Here is a 17,623-nt window from a genome sequence, read left to right as displayed (position 1 = left end):
ATTTATAAATATTATGTAAATATGGTGTGTGCAGGAAATATGACAAACAAAAAAAGCTGACGAGTAGCGCTCATCAGCTTATTTCTATTTAGGAATTCGAATCGTTAATTGGATATATTCCTCAAACTCTTCTTCCTCGGTATTTATTTTAAGTCCGCTGTCTTCTACCATGTGGAGAGACTGACGAATGGTATTCATCGCAATTCGTGTATCACGACTAAACGCCTTACGTTTTGGCTTCGGTTTGCGATCCGTTTTTTGTTCAAGCATCTTCACTACACGCTCTTCAGTCTGTTTCACATTCAACTGCTTTTCGATGATTTCCTGCAATAGCGCGATTTGTAATTCTGGAAGCTTTAGGGGCACAAGTGAACGTGCATGCCTTTCAGAGATTTTTTTCTCTAAAATGGCCTGTTGTACCTCTTCAGGCAACTTTAAAAGTCTTAATTTGTTTGCAACAGTTGATTGTCCCTTGCCTAAACGCTGAGCAAGCGCCTCTTGTGTTAAATCATGAAGCTCTAAAAGACGTGCATAAGCATGAGCCTCTTCAATAGAAGACAGCTCTTCTCTTTGCAAATTTTCAATCAACGCCACAGATGCCGTTTCCGTATCAGTAAAATCTTTTATAATAGCAGGGATTTTCTCCCATTGAAGAGTCTGTACCGCTCTCCAACGTCTTTCGCCGGCGATCAGTTCATATTTTCCTTCTTCTTCTGTTGGTCTAACAACAATAGGTTGGATAATGCCATGCGTATGAATCGTCGTGGCCAGCTCTTGTATCTTTTCTTCTGAAAAAATGGTGCGTGGCTGAAAACGGTTTGGCATAATTGTGTCGACCGGGAGCTCCTGTATCTCTTCCTTTAATGTATCATGCTCAGCAATCTCTGCCTCTATTTCGGTTTCACGCTCAGGATGTTCTTTGTCTCCAAGCCCGAAGAAGCGTGAGAGTGAATGCTTCATGAACCTACACCACCTTTAAAAACTACCTTTTTATAATTCTATTTTCTCATGTTTTTTCCTTCTGTAAAATCATAAATATTGAAGAAAAACCGACCTTTTACATGATCAACCTTCTATTGGTGATTTATTAGGTGTTCCTGGTTTTCTAGGATATTTTTTTGGTGTTTGCTTTTTCTTTTCAATGACAATGATGTTCCGTTCGCTTTCTTCTAAAGGGAGAACAAAGGAATGCTTTTCAACAACCTCTCCTCCGAGGACTGTGACAGCTTTTTTCCCTGCTTGCATTTCTTCATCAGCGGCAGATGCTTTTAAGGCAACAAACAATCCTTCCTTTTTCACTAGAGGCAGACATAGTTCGCTCAAGACGGATAAACGCGCAACTGCTCTAGCAGTGACAAGATCATAGCTTTCACGCTTTTCCTTACGTTGCCCAAACGTTTCCGCACGATCATGATAAAAAGTAGTATCTTGTAAGTTTAATCCTTTTGCTAACTCATTGAGAAACGTAATTCGTTTCTGAAGAGAATCAACAATGGTCACATGTAGATGAGGGAAACAAATTTTAAGAGGAATGCTTGGAAAACCAGCACCAGCTCCAATATCACAAATCGTCGTCACTTTGTGAAAATCAATAAAAAATGCTGCTGATATTGAATCATAAAAATGCTTTAAATACACTTCTTCCTTTTCAGTAATGGACGTTAAATTCATTTTCTCGTTCCATTCTACAAGCATGCGGAAGTAGGTTTCAAATTGTTCAAGCTGCACAGGAGAAAGGGTGATCCCTTTCTCCTCTAGTGCTGCTGTAAATTGTTCAATGTTCATGCCGACATCCTTTCTATTCTGCTATCTTCGCAATACGGCCCTGCTCTAAATATACTAAAAGGATAGAAATATCAGCAGGGTTAACGCCTGAAATACGAGAAGCCTGTGCAACAGAAAGCGGTCGGACTTCTTTCAACTTTTGTTTCGCTTCAGTTGCAATCCCTTTGATGGCGTCATAATCAATACGATCAGGAATCTTTTTGTTCTCCATCTTTTTCAGTTTTTCAACTTGCTGGAGTGACTTTTCAATATAACCTTCGTATTTAATTTGAATCTCTACCTGCTCACACACATCAGAAGGAAGCGGTGTTTCAGAAGGAGCTAATTTCACAACAGATTCATAGTTCATTTCTGGCCGCTTCATCAAATCGCTTGCACGAATGCCGTCCTTCAGCTCACTTCCACCGAGTGAACGAATAAATTCTTGAGTCTCTGCTGTTGGTTTAATGATGACAGAATATAAACGTTTTTTCTCTGCTTCAATGGCTTCTTTTTTCTGCTGGAATGCTTGGAATCTTTCATCAGAAATTAATCCAATTTGATGGCCAAGTTCAGTTAATCTTAAATCAGCATTGTCATGACGTAGAAGTAGACGATACTCAGCACGTGATGTCAAGAGACGGTACGGTTCATTTGTTCCTTTTGTGACAAGGTCATCGATGAGAACACCGATATATGCATCAGATCGGCTTAAAATGACTTCTTCTTTACCTAATGCTTTTCTTCCTGCATTAATACCTGCCATAATCCCTTGACCTGCTGCTTCCTCATAACCAGACGTACCATTAATTTGGCCGGCTGTATATAATCCAGAAATTTTTTTCGTCTCAAGAGTAGGCCACAACTGAGTAGGCACAATCGCATCATATTCGATGGCATAACCCGCTCTCATCATTTGTACATTCTCGAGTCCTGGGATGGTTGAAAGCATGCGCTGCTGTACATCCTCCGGAAGACTTGTAGACAATCCTTGAACATAAACTTCCTGAGTATTACGACCTTCTGGCTCTAAGAAAATTTGATGTCTCGGTTTATCATTGAAACGAACCACTTTATCTTCAATGGATGGGCAGTATCTAGGACCAGTTCCTTTAATCATACCTGAATACATTGGAGAACGGTGAAGATTCTCATCAATAATTTGATGAGTCTCTAAACTCGTGTATGTTAACCAGCATGGCAGCTGGTCAGTAATATATTCAACCGTTTCATAGGAGAACGCCCGCGGTACATCATCACCTGGTTGAATTTCTGTTTTACTATAATCAATCGAGTGGCTATTCACTCGAGGAGGTGTTCCTGTTTTAAAGCGAACCAAATCGAATCCTAGTTCTGCTAAATGATCTGATAATTTAATGGAAGGCTGCTGGTTATTTGGACCGCTTGAATACGAAAGGTCTCCTAAAATAATACGGCCTTTTAAGAAAGTCCCTGTCGTTAAAACAACAGACTTCGCACGATAGTTCGCCCCTGTTTGAGTAACAACACCTTTACATTCATCATCTTCTACAATTAAATGATCTACCATACCTTGCAGCATTGTCAGGTTTGGTTCATTTTCCATTGTTTTTTTCATTTCATGCTGATATTGGAACTTATCTGCTTGCGCTCTTAACGCACGGACAGCAGGTCCTTTCCCCGTATTCAGCATGCGCATTTGAATATGCGTCTTATCTATATTTCGTGCCATTTCTCCGCCTAGAGCATCAATTTCTCTGACGACAATCCCTTTTGCGGGACCGCCTACTGACGGATTACATGGCATAAAAGCAACCATATCGAGGTTGATAGTCAATACAAGTGTTTTGGCGCCCTGTCTTGCAGAAGCAAGAGCAGCCTCAACTCCAGCATGACCGGCACCCACGACGATCACGTCATAATTGCCAGCTTCATAACCCATTTCTCATGTTCCTCCCTTTACTTTCCTAAACAGAATTGAGAGAATAACTGATCAATCAAGCTTTCATGAACAGCATCCCCAATAATTTCACCTAGCTGTTCCCAGCAGCGTGTTAAATCTATTTGAACTATGTCGATCGGTACGTCCATTTCAATTCCTTCAAGAGCATCCTCAATGGATTGTTTTGCTTCCTGAAGGAGAGCAATATGCCTTGTATTACTTACATACGTTAAATCTCCACTTTCAATTGAACCCGTGAAGAATAGTGATTGAATCGCGATTTCAAGCTCATCAATCCCCTTTTCTTGTAATAATGATGTAGTAACTACCGGACGATCCTTCGCTAACTGCTTGACCTTTTCGATATCAAGCTTAGGCTCAAGATCTGTCTTATTCACGATCACGATGATATCCATCCCTGAGACGGCCTCGAATAGTTTGATATCCTCTTCTGATAATTCCTCGCTATAATTGAGCACAAGTAAAATCAGGTCAGCTTCTTTTAAGACCTGTCTAGATCGTTCAACCCCTATACGCTCAACAATGTCCTCCGTCTCACGTATACCCGCAGTATCGACTAAACGAAGCGGTACACCTCTAACATTTACATATTCCTCAATGACATCTCTCGTTGTTCCAGGAATATCCGTTACAATCGCTTTTGTTTCCTGTACAAGACTATTCAACAAGGAAGACTTCCCAACATTCGGTCTTCCAATAATGACAGTAGATAAGCCCTCGCGCAGTATTTTCCCCTGCTGAGAAGTCATTAGCAGTGACTCAATTTCCTTTTTCACTGATGTTGCCTTTTCAACTAAGACTCGATGCGTCATTACTTCAACATCGTCATACTCAGGGTAGTCAATATTGACTTCAACATGGGCCAGTGTTTCCAATATCTCGCCGCGAAGTCGTTTAATCAAACTGGAGAGGCGCCCCTCCATTTGAGTAATCGCTACATTCATCGCACGATCTGTCTTTGCACGAATTAAATCCATTACCGCTTCAGCCTGCGAAAGATCAATTCTTCCATTTAAGAAAGCTCGCTTTGTAAACTCACCTGGCTCCGCTAATCTTGCTCCTTCTCTTAAAGCAAGCTGCAGTACTTTATTGACCGTTACAATCCCGCCATGGCAGTTAATCTCAATAACGTCTTCTCTCGTAAATGTTTTTGGCGCTCTTAATACTGACACCATGACCTCTTCTATTACTTGCTCAGTGCTAGAATCCACAATATGACCATAATGAATCGTATGGGAATCCACCGATACAAGTTTTTTTTCCTTAGGGCCTTTATACATCCGATCAGCAATCTGTACCGCATCAGGCCCGCTTAAACGAATAATCGCAATTGCTCCTTCACCCATCGGTGTCGAAATTGCTGCAATTGTATCCATCGCTCATTCACCTCTTTCTCTACTTAATAGACAGTCTGTTATCTATTAAATGGACAATGTCCATCTCTATATCAAAAACGCTTAATCCAAAATTTAAAGATACCATAAATGAAAGCGAAGTGAAAGTATCCCATATCTAATTATCCACAACTTTGCATCTTATCTATTTTAACACTTAACTTATCCACATGTGAATAACGACGTTTGAAACTTGTCTTCACATCTTACACCTAAATCCAATAAATTTAAACGCCCTGATCCCTTTACTTACTTGTAAGAATGGCATTTTCCACTCATATCACATACTCATTTTTTAGAAATAAAGGATAAATCCTCTATAAAAAGCAATTTTTCAATAAAAAAAGACTAAAATCCAGCTTTGCTGAATCTTAGCCTTTCTGCTATTTTTTATACAGCACCACAACATGACGCTTGCTGCCTGTATCTTCAGATGCCGTTGCAAGTTCTTTAGAGAATGCAGCAATCGCATCATGAACAATTTTTCGTTCATTCGAAGGCATAGGTTCTAAATGAACCTTTCTCTTCGTTTTTAAAACCCGATTTGCTGTCTTGACGGCATATTGTTCAAGTGCTTCTTGTCGTTTCTTCCTATAATCGCCAATATCAATTGTTATATGGTGATAATGATCAGAATAACGATTAAACACTAGCTGTACCAACGTTTCTAAAGAGTACAATGTTTGTCCTCTTTTTCCAATCATTAATGACGTTTTATCTCCATCAATGTGGAAAGAAATCTTTTTCGGTTCCTGTTTGGAAATAATCTTTGCTTTAGGATCAATCGTTTTAACAATTTTATCTAAATACTGTGTAGCTAATTTAAGTGCATTTATCTTTTCTACTAACTTGACCACAGCTTGTCTTTTACCAAATAATCCTAAAAATCCTTTATTTCCTTCATCTACTATTGTGATTTCTACTTCTTCTTTTAGTAGCTGAATTTGTTTAAGTCCGGAATCTACTGCTTCTTCGATTGTGCGACCGACAGCAGTTATTTCCTTCATTTTTTATTCCCGCCTGCTTTTTCTTTTGTATCAACTTTTACTTGAGGCGTTTTAATCACCAATGTTTGAATGATCATGAAAATGTTACCTACAACCCAATACAATGAAAGTGCTGCTGGGAAACTAATTGCAAATACAATGATCATAATCGGCATCACCCATAGCATGATGGCCATTTGAGGGTTGTCCGAAGGATTTCCAGCCATCATCAGCTTTTGCTGAATGAAAGTAGCTACACCTGCAATAATCGGTAATAGGAACAATGGATCTGGGCTGCCTAAGTCAAACCATAAGAATGTATGCTTTTTAATTTCTGCTGTTCTCATAATTGCATGATAGAAACCAATGAGGATTGGCATCTGAATTAAAATCGGGAAACAGCCTGCTAATGGATTGACGCCATTTTTTTGAAAAAGGGCCATTGTTTCTTGCTGTAGCTGCTGCTGTGTTTTTTGATCTTTAGAGCTATATTTTTCACGAAGCTTTTTCAATTCAGGCTGTAATGCTTGCATCGCTTTTGTACTTCTTAACTGTTTAATCATTAATGGTAAAATAAGCAAGCGAATTAACAGTGTCACAATAATAATCGCTACACCATAGTTTTCACCAGTTAAGTTTGCCATGTACGTGATTAATTGAGATAGGGGGTAAACAATATAAGAATTCCAGAATCCCTTACTATCTGATGTAATTGGTTCATTGATCTGTGTACATCCTGCCAATAGAACCAATACGCCAATCAAGCTAAATATTAGTAATAATCGCCTTTTCAACAAGATTCCTCCCATTACTTCAAACTTTATTTAAGTTGGAATTGATTACGAAAGTGACTCACCTATTCAGTATGGTAACATTTTTTCTTTGCAAAGTGGTGGTTTCATTTTAATTCACTAGATGAAGGAAGCGCTTTTAAAAATTGATTCAACGAAAGTTTCTATTACGAAGACTTTTTCGGTTGTTGTTGATAAACAGCGGATTTTCTAAATAAATGTTGGAGAGACTTCTTTGTTTCTTCAAAGGTCAATTCACTCGCTGGTTTTCGTGCAATGACAATGTAATCTTTTTCTTGCTTTAACTTATGACCTTCCTCTAAAAACACCTGACGGATCAGTCGTTTAATTCGATTTCTTATCACTGCATTACCAATCTTCTTACTGACAGACAATCCTAAACGCAGTTCATCTTGATTTGGTTGATCCAGCTGGTAAATAACGAATTGGCGATTCGCCATTGATTGACCTTTTTTGAACACCTTTTGAAACTCTTCATTTTTTTTTAGCCTGTTTCGCTTCTTCATGTTTTTCCACTCCGATAAAAACTGACAGTTCATTTACGATTTTATGTAAAAAAGACCACTGACATTATTCAGTGGCCTAAGCTGATAATTTTTTTCTACCTTTGCTGCGGCGTCGCTTTAAAACTAGACGTCCGTTTTTAGTACTCATACGGCTGCGGAAGCCATGAACTTTACTACGCTTACGGTTATTTGGTTGAAACGTTCTTTTCATTTATGACACCTCCCTGAGGAATAGCTGTTTAAGACAGTCTAACTCATTATATTTGTGTAACCCATCGATTGTCAATATCAATGATAAAACTCTTATTATCAACCTTATAAGCATAACATAAGTTATCAAACGAAGAAACCTTCTTTTTCAGTTTCCAGCATTTTAATCTTTTTTTCCTCCTAAAAGACCTTCAAAACAAGGATGTGGATATTTTTCCGGCATATTTAGACTATCCACATCCATTATCGACATTTTTTTCACACAAATAACCGATGTGGATAATTTTTTTTCAACAGGCTGTAAAGTGTGTGGATAAGTTTGTGACACCCATTGCACCATCTTGTTTATTTTGATATTATATTTGTGTTTTAACTCTTAATTAGTTATCTGGCCCATTTATATTATCCACAATCTGTGGATAACCTGTGGAAAGTTATTACACAGCCTGTTGAATTGTTTATCCACAGCTTGTGTAATTTGTCGAAAAGACGTTTTTCTACTATATTATTTGTTTTCAACAAAGTATGTGCACGAATGGTGATGACCATTTGCTCTTTTTCGTGTTCTATAACAGTTTGATACTGGTCATTTTAAAAAGAAAAGGAGGGGGGAGAAGCCTTATGGAAAATATTTTGGATCTGTGGAATAAAGCACTTGAAAAAATAGAGACAAAATTGAGCAAACCCAGTTTTGAGACATGGATGAAATCGACAAAAGCCCATTCTCTTCAGGGAGATACGCTTACAATTACGGCACCTAATGAATTTGCTAGAGATTGGCTCGAGTCAAGATATCTTCACTTAATTGCTGATACCATCTATGAACTAACAGGCGAAGAGCTCAGCATTAAATTTATTATTCCTCAAAATCAGGACGAAGAGGAAGCCATGCCAAAGTCTCCTATCAAAAAAATGTCTAAAGAAGAGCCCGTTGACATTCCACAAAATATGCTGAATCCAAAATATACATTTGATACTTTTGTTATTGGTTCAGGCAACCGTTTTGCTCATGCCGCTTCACTTGCAGTCGCGGAAGCACCAGCAAAAGCATATAACCCGCTTTTTATTTATGGGGGCGTTGGTTTAGGAAAGACTCACTTGATGCATGCGATTGGTCATTACGTGATCGACCATAATCCATCAGCCAAAGTGGTCTATCTATCATCTGAAAAATTTACTAATGAATTTATCAACTCAATCCGAGATAACAAAGCTGTCGACTTCCGTAACCGCTATCGGAATGTAGATGTGCTTTTGATAGATGATATTCAATTTTTAGCAGGAAAAGAACAAACACAAGAAGAATTTTTCCATACATTCAACACACTTCACGAAGAAAGTAAGCAAATCGTCATTTCTAGTGACCGGCCTCCAAAAGAAATTCCGACACTTGAAGACAGATTACGCTCTCGATTTGAATGGGGCTTAATTACAGACATTACCCCGCCAGATCTAGAAACGCGTATCGCGATCCTGCGAAAAAAAGCAAAGGCAGAAGGCTTAGACATTCCAAATGAAGTCATGCTGTACATTGCCAATCAAATCGACAGCAACATTCGTGAGCTGGAGGGTGCTTTGATTCGTGTCGTTGCTTACTCATCTTTAATTAATAAAGACATTAATGCAGATCTAGCAGCTGAGGCGCTAAAGGACATCATTCCTTCATCAAAGCCTAAGGTCATTACAATTAAAGATATTCAAAGAATTGTAGGGCAGCAATTTAATATTCGATTAGAGGATTTCAAAGCGAAGAAACGTACGAAGTCAGTTGCTTATCCAAGACAAATTGCCATGTACCTCTCTAGAGAAATGACCGATTCCTCTCTGCCTAAAATCGGAGAAGAATTTGGCGGTCGTGATCATACGACTGTCATTCATGCTCATGAGAAGATTTCGAAATTAATCGTTGAAGATGAACAGCTTCAGCAGCATGTCAAAGAGATCAAAGAACAATTAAAATAACCAAGCTGATATAATGAGTACGGGAAAATGTGAATAACTAGAGCATAGTCATACACAGTCTGTCCACATGTGGATAGGCTGTCTTTCCTTTCTTTTTCTCGACTTATCCACATATTCACAAGCCCTACTATTACTTCTACGATTTTTATTAATAAAATATATATACATGTCATTAAGAAAATTTAGGAGGACCACTATGAAATTCACGATTCAAAAAGATCGTCTTGTCCAAAGTGTCCAAGATGTATTAAAGGCCGTATCCTCTAGAACAACAATTCCTATTTTGACAGGGATTAAAATTGTTGCGTCTGATGAAGGGGTTTCTCTAACAGGAAGCGATTCTGATATCTCAATTGAATCTTTCATTCCTCAAAGAGATGGAGATTTAGAGGTTATCACCATTGATCGTCCGGGAAGTATTGTGCTTCAAGCCCGCTTCTTTAGTGAAATTGTAAAGAAACTGCCTATGGCTACTGTCGAAATTGAAGTAGAACAAAATCACCTGACCATCATCCGCTCTGGTTCAGCGGAATTTAACCTAAACGGCTTAGATGCTGAAGAATATCCGCATCTTCCACAAATTGAAGAGCATCATGCATTTCAAATTCCAACAGATCTGCTTAAAAATTTAATTCGTCAAACTGTTTTTGCAGTGTCCACCTCAGAAACACGACCTATCTTGACAGGTGTAAACTGGAAGGTGGAACAAGGTGAATTAATATGCACGGCGACGGATAGCCACCGTCTTGCTTTAAGAAAAGCGAAATTAGATATTAACGAGGAAAGTTCGTATAATGTCGTGATTCCAGGGAAGAGTTTAACAGAGCTAAGTAAAATTCTTGATGATGGACAAGATCTTGTGAGCATCGTCATTACAGAAACACAAGTTCTTTTTAAAGCACAAAACGTCCTGTTCTTCTCACGATTGCTGGATGGTAATTATCCAGATACAGCTCGTCTGATCCCGCAAGAAAGTAAAACGGATGTCGTGGTCAACACGAAAGAGTTCCTTCAAGCCATTGATCGTGCATCACTTTTAGCAAGAGAAGGACGTAATAATGTCGTGAAACTGTCAGCTGATCCTGAACAAAGCCTTGAAATCTCTTCTAATTCACCTGAGATCGGTAAAGTGGTGGAGACGGTTCAAGCAGATGAGATTAAAGGGGAAGATCTTAAAATCTCCTTCAGTCCAAAATATATGCTTGATGCGTTAAAAGTATTAGAGGGAACTGATATTCATGTAAGCTTCACTGGTGCAATGAGACCGTTCCTTCTGCGTACGCCGAATGATGATTCTATCTTGCAATTGATTCTTCCGGTAAGAACATATTAATTCAATCTAAAATGGCTGCTGTGTGAGTGCACAGCAGCTTTTCTTCTCGTTTTCCATGCTTTCTTTCATCCCAGTTCGCTTTCCCCCTTTCCTTCTTGTCTTGTTTTTTAGTACAATTAGATATTAGTGATATTGAAAGAGGTCGATACAATGCCTAATCTTATAACCATTGAAACAGAAATGATTACATTAGGACAGTTTTTGAAATTAGCCGAAGTCATCCAATCTGGCGGAATGGCGAAATGGTTTTTGAGTGAACATGAGGTGTTCATTAATCAAGAGCCAGATAATAGACGGGGACGCAAACTATACCCAGGAGATGTTGTCGAGATTGAAGGTTACGGCACATTTCAAGTTGTGAATTAGAAACGGGTGACAATACATGTACATTCAAAGTCTGGCGTTAACTTCATACCGAAATTATGAACACACCGAGCTTCAATTCGACAATAAGGTGAATGTCATGATCGGTGAGAATGCCCAAGGTAAAACGAACTTGATGGAAGCGATCTATGTATTGTCGATGGCAAAGTCTCATCGTACGTCAAATGATAAAGAACTTATCCGATGGGACCAAGACTATGCTAAAATAGAAGGTAGAGTCATTAAAAAAAATGGTCCACTCCCAATGCAGCTCGTAATCTCAAAAAAAGGAAAAAAGGGCAAGGTCAATCACATTGAACAACAGAAGCTCAGTCATTATGTTGGTGCGTTAAACACCATCATGTTTGCGCCAGAGGACTTAAGTCTTGTGAAGGGCAGCCCGCAAATCCGCAGAAGATTCCTCGACATGGAGATTGGACAAGTTTCTGCTGTCTACTTGCATGATTTATCGCTCTATCAAAAAATCCTCTCTCAGCGGAATCATTACTTGAAACAATTGCAGACAAGAAAGCAAACAGATCAAGCGATGCTGGAGGTTTTAACAGAGCAGTTGATTGATGCGGCAGCGAAAGTTGTCAAAAGACGACTGACTTTTACGAAACAGCTCGAAAAATGGGCGCAGCCGCTGCATTTTGGGATTTCTAGAGAGCTAGAAACACTCACGCTCCAATACCAGACGGCAATAGAGGTATCAGAAGCGTCAGACTTGTCGAAAATAAAGAATAGCTATGAAGAATCGTTTCAGAAACTAAGAGACAGAGAAATAGACCGAGGGGTGACACTGTGGGGACCTCACAGAGATGACCTGCTTTTCTTTGTGAATGGTCGGGATGTTCAAACATATGGCTCTCAAGGGCAGCAAAGAACAACAGCTCTTTCACTAAAGCTGGCAGAAATTGATCTGATACATGAAGAAATCGGAGAATATCCCATTCTTCTGCTTGATGATGTGTTATCTGAACTTGATGATTACAGACAGTCTCATTTGCTCCATACCATTCAAGGTCGTGTACAGACCTTCGTCACCACAACAAGTGTTGAAGGCATTGATCATGCCACCCTGAAAGAAGCGGAAATTTTCAGAGTAGCCAGTGGAAAAGTAATTGACTGATAAATGAGGTGTGAGTCTTGTATATTCATTTAGGTGATGATTGTGTTGTTTCTACACGAGAGATTGTCGCAATTGTTGATTACAAAATGAGGTCGTCTTCTGTTGTAGAAGAATTTCTACAAAAACAAGAGAAACATATCATTTCGTTATCACAAGGGACGCCCAAATCCATTGTCGTCACAACTGAATCTGTTTATTACTCTCCTCTTTCCTCAAGCACGCTCAAAAAACGTGCTTCGTTTGTGATTGAAATTGAAGTCTAAAAACTCAATTCATATAAATATATCGTTTAAGAAAAGTGTAGGTGAATGTACGTGGCAATGGAACAGCAACATAATAGTTATGATGAAAATCAGATACAGGTGCTCGAAGGACTAGAAGCTGTTAGAAAACGTCCAGGAATGTACATTGGGGCAACCAATGCAAAAGGACTTCACCATCTTGTATGGGAAATTGTCGACAACAGTATTGATGAGGCATTAGCTGGTTATTGTACAGACATTACAGTGCAAATTGAAAAAGATAATAGCATTACAGTAAAAGATAATGGCCGCGGGATTCCTGTTGGAATTCATGAAAAAATGGGGCGTCCTGCTGTAGAGGTCATTATGACTGTTCTTCACGCTGGTGGTAAATTTGACGGCAGCGGTTATAAAGTATCTGGCGGTCTGCATGGTGTAGGGGCATCTGTTGTAAATGCATTATCTACAACCTTAGACGTGACCGTATACCGTGATGGAAAAATTCATTATCAGCAGTTCAAACGCGGCGTTCCAGTGGGAGATTTAGAGGTTATTGGTGAAACAGATGTAACCGGGACAACCACTCACTTTGTGCCAGACCCAGAAATTTTCACGGAAACTATTGAATTTGATTACGATACACTTGCCAACCGTGTTCGTGAGTTAGCTTTCTTAACAAAAGGTGTAAACATCATCATTGAAGACTTGCGTGAAGGCAAAGAACGGAGAAATGAATACTGCTACGAAGGCGGTATTAAGAGCTATGTAGAACATTTAAACCGCTCAAAAGAAGTCGTTCATGAAGAACCTGTGTACATCGAAGGTGAGAAAGACGGAATCACAGTTGAAGTGGCATTACAATACAACGATTCCTATACAAGCAATATCTATTCCTTCGCCAACAACATTAACACGTATGAAGGCGGGACACACGAAGCTGGCTTTAAAACCGGTCTAACGCGTGTCATCAATGATTATGCTCGTAAAAATGGCGTATTCAAAGATGGAGATTCGAATTTGAGCGGTGAAGATGTGCGAGAAGGCTTAACAGCCATTATCTCCATCAAACATCCAGACCCTCAATTCGAAGGGCAAACGAAGACAAAGCTTGGGAACTCAGAAGCGAGAACCATCACAGACTCCCTTTTCTCAGAAGCACTTGAGAAATTCTTGCTTGAAAATCCTGATTCTGCGAAAAAAATTGTGGAAAAGGGACTGATGGCAGCTCGTGCAAGAATGGCTGCCAAAAAGGCTCGTGAGCTGACAAGACGTAAAAGTGCGCTGGAAGTCTCCAGCTTACCTGGGAAACTGGCGGACTGTTCTTCTAAAGATCCTTCCATCTCTGAGCTCTATATTGTAGAGGGAGATTCTGCGGGCGGATCTGCTAAGCAAGGCCGTGATCGTCACTTCCAAGCGATCTTACCGTTAAGAGGGAAAATCCTAAACGTAGAAAAAGCTCGTCTAGATAAAATTTTATCGAACAACGAGGTTCGTGCAATGATTACAGCGTTAGGAACTGGAATCGGAGAAGATTTCACTTTAGAGAAAGCACGCTATCACAAAGTTGTGATTATGACAGATGCCGATGTAGATGGAGCGCATATCCGAACGCTTCTCTTAACATTCTTCTATCGTTACATGCGTCAAATCATTGAAAACGGTTATGTGTATATTGCGCAGCCGCCTTTATATAAAGTGCAGCAAGGAAAACGTGTGGAGTACGTGTATAACGATAAACAGCTGGATGAGCTGTTAAAATCACTACCTCAAACACCAAAGCCTGGACTTCAGCGTTATAAAGGTCTTGGAGAGATGAATGCTACTCAGCTTTGGGAAACAACAATGGACCCTGATGCGAGAACACTTCTTCAAGTCACACTTGAGGATGCGATCGATGCTGATGAGACATTTGAAATGCTGATGGGAGATAAAGTAGAGCCGAGACGGAACTTTATCGAAGAAAATGCACAATACGTGAAAAACCTTGATATTTAGATGAATCCCTCCTGAGAACAACCTTATTTCTTGTTTGGAATAAGGTTGTTTTTCAAGAAACAGGGGTGTGAAACGAATGTCCTGGTTTTCCGTGTTTTCGTTGATTTTCTAGTAAATTAATGTGTATAAAGCCGAGATTATTGATATAATGGAGAATAGTCTTGTGAAGATAAATACATATTTTACTCCCACATAATTTATTTCATGTGATACGTAAAGGGAGGTTCTTATAGTGAGTGAACAACATACACCAAATGTACGCGAAGTGAATATTAGTCAAGAAATGCGTACGTCCTTTTTAGATTATGCAATGAGTGTTATTGTTTCGCGTGCATTACCAGATGTGCGAGATGGATTGAAGCCCGTGCATCGAAGAATTTTGTATGCGATGAATGACCTAGGTATGACAAGTGATAAACCATTTAAGAAATCTGCACGTATCGTTGGGGAAGTTATCGGTAAGTACCACCCTCACGGTGACAGCGCTGTATACGAAGCGATGGTTCGTATGGCGCAAGACTTCAACTATCGAAATATGCTAGTTGAAGGACACGGAAACTTTGGTTCTGTCGATGGAGACAGTGCAGCAGCGATGCGTTATACTGAGGCGCGTCTATCAAAAATTTCAATGGAGATCCTGCGTGATATCACCAAGGATACGATTGATTATCAAGATAACTACGATGGCAGTGAAAGAGAACCAATCGTTATGCCTGCTCGATTCCCGAACTTATTAGTCAACGGGGCAACAGGTATCGCTGTAGGGATGGCAACCAACATTCCGCCTCACCAACTAGGTGAAGTGATTGATGGGGTACTGGCGATTAGTCAAAGCCCAGAAATGACAACACAGGAACTAATGGAGATCATTCCAGGACCAGACTTCCCAACTGCGGGACAAATCATTGGCCGAAGCGGAATCCGTAAGGCATATGAAACAGGCCGGGGCTCTATTACATTACGTGCAAAGTCTATCATCGAAGAAACATCCAGCGGTAAGCAGCGGATTGTCATCAATGAAATTCCATATCAGGTCAACAAAGCCCGTTTGATCGAAAAAATCGCTGATCTTGTGCGCGATAAAAAGATTGATGGTATTACAGATCTGCGTGACGAGTCTGATCGTAATGGAATGCGGATTGTGATTGAACTGCGAAGAGACGCGAACGCCCACGTTCTATTAAACAATCTTTATAAACAAACGACACTCCAAACATCATTTGGAATCAACTTATTGGCACTTGTCGATGGACAGCCGAAAGTCTTGTCCCTCAAACAATGTCTTGAATATTATCTAGAGCATCAAAAAGTGATCATTCGCAGAAGAACAGCATATGAACTTCGAAAAGCTGAAGCAAGAGCTCATATTCTAGAAGGTTTAAGAATCGCTCTTGACCACTTAGATGAAGTCATTTCATTAATTAGAAGCTCTCAAACTGCTGAAATCGCGAGAAATGGCTTAATGGAGAACTATAGCTTGTCCGAAAAACAAGCACAGGCCATTCTTGATATGCGCCTTCAGCGCTTAACTGGTTTGGAAAGAGAAAAGATAGAAGAAGAATACAAAGGACTTGTTGATTTGATTGCTGAGTTGAAAGCCATCTTAGCAGACAATGAGAAAGTTCTTGAAATCATTAGAGAAGAATTAACAGAAATCAAAGAACGTTTCAATGATACGCGCCGTACTGAAATTGTGACGGCAGGTATTGAAACAATTGAAGACGAAGATCTGATTCCTGTTGAGAACATCGTGATTACGCTGACTCATAATGGTTATATCAAGCGTTTGCCTGCATCAACATACCGCAGCCAAAAAAGAGGCGGTAAAGGTGTTCAGGGCATGGGAACCAATGAGGATGATTTCGTAGAACAGCTGATTTCAACATCTACCCATGATACGATTCTCTTCTTCTCTAATAAAGGGAAGGTCTATCGTGCGAAGGGATATGAAATTCCTGAATTCGGACGGACGGCGAAAGGGATTCCGATTATTAACCTGCTTGAAGTAGAAAAGGGAGAGTGGATTAATGCCATTATTCCAGTAAGCGAATTTGATGAAGATTCGTATCTCTTCTTTACAACAAGACACGGTGTATCAAAACGAACATCATTGTCTCAGTTTGCCAACATTCGAAACAATGGACTTATCGCTTTAAGTCTTCGTGACGAAGATGAACTGATGGCAGTCCGTTTAACCAATGGAGAAAAACAAATCATCATTGGAACGAAAAAGGGTATGCTAATTCGTTTTGACGAGAAAGACGTTCGTGAAATGGGACGTACGGCAGCTGGCGTGAAAGGAATTACGCTTTCTGAGGATGACATCGTCGTTGGTATGGAAATCCTTGAGCCAGATGCAAACGTATTGATCGTAACCGAAAAAGGGTACGGTAAATTAACCCCTGAAAAAGAATACCGTGTTCAAAGTCGGGGCGGTAAAGGCCTTAAAACATGTAAAATCACTGATAACAATGGTCCGCTTGTCGCAGTGAAGGCGACGAATGCTGAAGCTGAAGAGGACTTGATGATTATTACTGGAAGCGGCGTGATCATTCGTATGGCCGTTTCAGACATTTCGACAACAGGTCGAGTCACTCAAGGTGTCCGCCTGATTCGTCTTGGTGATGAAGAACATGTCGCTACAGTGGCGTTAGTTGAACAATCACAAGAAGATGATGAAGAGAATAGTGAAGAAAATGTAGAAACTATAGAGTCAGATCAAGAGCAATCTGAGTAAAAATAAAGCCGGTTCTTCACCGGCTTTATTTTTTTCTAAAAAAACATGAGTTTTTTTGAAATTTATAATGCTTTTTTCATAGATATGTGTTAATCTTTCAAAGGAGCAAAAAGAGGCTCTATTTTTTATCTCTTTTACAGTGAAAACTTATTAAAAAAATAAAATGTTTTTCAAGAAAAATGTTGACTGTTGATAGAGATATATGATATATTTAAGTGGTCGCTTTGAGAGAGTGACACACAAGT

The 17,623-nt window shown here is 39.6% G+C and carries 16 protein-coding genes; 7 read left to right on the top strand and 9 right to left on the bottom strand.

Going from position 1 to position 17,623, the window contains the following annotated elements:
• Positions 1-84 precede the first annotated feature (84 nt).
• The 9 genes from noc to NSS92_RS14350 all read right to left on the bottom strand — a co-directional run bounded on the left by noc (position 85) and on the right by NSS92_RS14350 (position 7,942).
• Positions 85-960: a nucleoid occlusion protein gene (gene noc / locus NSS92_RS14390; protein ID WP_024424067.1), complete on the bottom strand. Its 876-nt coding sequence runs from the start codon at positions 958-960 to the stop codon at positions 85-87.
• A gap of 105 nt (positions 961-1,065) precedes the next feature.
• The gene (rsmG, locus tag NSS92_RS14385) at positions 1,066-1,785 is read right to left on the bottom strand and encodes a 16S rRNA (guanine(527)-N(7))-methyltransferase RsmG (protein WP_024424068.1); all 720 of its coding nucleotides are present in this window, start codon (positions 1,783-1,785) and stop codon (positions 1,066-1,068) included.
• Positions 1,786-1,798: 13 nt separating this feature from the next.
• Positions 1,799-3,685 carry a tRNA uridine-5-carboxymethylaminomethyl(34) synthesis enzyme MnmG gene (gene mnmG / locus NSS92_RS14380; RefSeq protein ID WP_340868742.1) on the bottom strand — a complete coding sequence of 629 codons (1,887 nt, stop codon included), beginning with the start codon at positions 3,683-3,685 and terminating at the stop codon, positions 1,799-1,801.
• Between the two features lie 17 nt (positions 3,686-3,702).
• Positions 3,703-5,082 (bottom strand): tRNA uridine-5-carboxymethylaminomethyl(34) synthesis GTPase MnmE, encoded by a 1,380-nt coding sequence (gene mnmE, locus NSS92_RS14375; protein ID WP_340868741.1) that lies wholly within the window; start codon positions 5,080-5,082, stop codon positions 3,703-3,705.
• 401 nt (positions 5,083-5,483) lie between these two features.
• Positions 5,484-6,107, bottom strand: a complete 624-nt coding sequence (gene jag / locus NSS92_RS14370; protein WP_340868740.1) for an RNA-binding cell elongation regulator Jag/EloR — start codon at positions 6,105-6,107, stop codon at positions 5,484-5,486.
• Positions 6,104-6,886, bottom strand: a complete 783-nt coding sequence (gene spoIIIJ, locus NSS92_RS14365; protein ID WP_089374159.1) for a YidC family membrane integrase SpoIIIJ — start codon at positions 6,884-6,886, stop codon at positions 6,104-6,106. Before spoIIIJ ends, jag begins: the two co-directional genes overlap by 4 nt.
• Positions 6,887-7,044: 158 nt before the next feature.
• The gene (gene rnpA, locus NSS92_RS14360; protein ID WP_008360906.1) at positions 7,045-7,404 is read right to left on the bottom strand and encodes a ribonuclease P protein component; all 360 of its coding nucleotides are present in this window, start codon (positions 7,402-7,404) and stop codon (positions 7,045-7,047) included.
• Positions 7,405-7,480: 76 nt separating this feature from the next.
• Positions 7,481-7,615, bottom strand: a complete 135-nt coding sequence (gene rpmH / locus NSS92_RS14355; RefSeq protein ID WP_073208224.1) for a 50S ribosomal protein L34 — start codon at positions 7,613-7,615, stop codon at positions 7,481-7,483.
• A 162-nt stretch (positions 7,616-7,777) separates the two neighbouring features.
• Positions 7,778-7,942 (bottom strand): hypothetical protein, encoded by a 165-nt coding sequence (locus NSS92_RS14350; RefSeq protein ID WP_340868739.1) that lies wholly within the window; start codon positions 7,940-7,942, stop codon positions 7,778-7,780.
• A gap of 293 nt (positions 7,943-8,235) precedes the next feature.
• Here NSS92_RS14350 and dnaA point away from each other — a divergent pair, with 293 nt between their 5' ends.
• The 7 genes from dnaA (at position 8,236) to gyrA (ending at position 17,378) form a co-directional block, all read left to right on the top strand.
• Positions 8,236-9,576, top strand: coding sequence for a chromosomal replication initiator protein DnaA (dnaA, locus tag NSS92_RS14345; RefSeq protein WP_267587086.1), 1,341 nt, complete (start codon positions 8,236-8,238; stop codon positions 9,574-9,576).
• A gap of 196 nt (positions 9,577-9,772) precedes the next feature.
• Positions 9,773-10,909, top strand: a complete 1,137-nt coding sequence (dnaN, locus tag NSS92_RS14340; protein ID WP_142946020.1) for a DNA polymerase III subunit beta — start codon at positions 9,773-9,775, stop codon at positions 10,907-10,909.
• A 150-nt stretch (positions 10,910-11,059) separates the two neighbouring features.
• Positions 11,060-11,275, top strand: coding sequence for a S4 domain-containing protein YaaA (yaaA, locus tag NSS92_RS14335; protein ID WP_008360916.1), 216 nt, complete (start codon positions 11,060-11,062; stop codon positions 11,273-11,275).
• 16 nt (positions 11,276-11,291) lie between these two features.
• The gene (gene recF, locus NSS92_RS14330) at positions 11,292-12,404 is read left to right on the top strand and encodes a DNA replication/repair protein RecF (protein WP_061406450.1); all 1,113 of its coding nucleotides are present in this window, start codon (positions 11,292-11,294) and stop codon (positions 12,402-12,404) included.
• 17 nt (positions 12,405-12,421) lie between these two features.
• Positions 12,422-12,667, top strand: coding sequence for an extracellular matrix regulator RemB (remB, locus tag NSS92_RS14325; RefSeq protein WP_034283648.1), 246 nt, complete (start codon positions 12,422-12,424; stop codon positions 12,665-12,667).
• A gap of 57 nt (positions 12,668-12,724) precedes the next feature.
• Positions 12,725-14,641: a DNA topoisomerase (ATP-hydrolyzing) subunit B gene (gene gyrB, locus NSS92_RS14320; protein ID WP_267587112.1), complete on the top strand. Its 1,917-nt coding sequence runs from the start codon at positions 12,725-12,727 to the stop codon at positions 14,639-14,641.
• Between the two features lie 232 nt (positions 14,642-14,873).
• Positions 14,874-17,378: a DNA gyrase subunit A gene (gene gyrA / locus NSS92_RS14315; RefSeq protein ID WP_267587087.1), complete on the top strand. Its 2,505-nt coding sequence runs from the start codon at positions 14,874-14,876 to the stop codon at positions 17,376-17,378.
• Positions 17,379-17,623: the final 245 nt, after the last annotated feature.

It is taken from the genome of Bacillus sp. FSL M8-0166, from assembly GCF_038008825.1.
In the GTDB taxonomy this organism is placed as follows: domain Bacteria; phylum Bacillota; class Bacilli; order Bacillales; family Bacillaceae; genus Bacillus; species Bacillus safensis.
The sequence above is the reverse complement of the archived record's forward strand: the minus strand, read 5'-3'. Positions and strand labels throughout refer to the sequence as shown.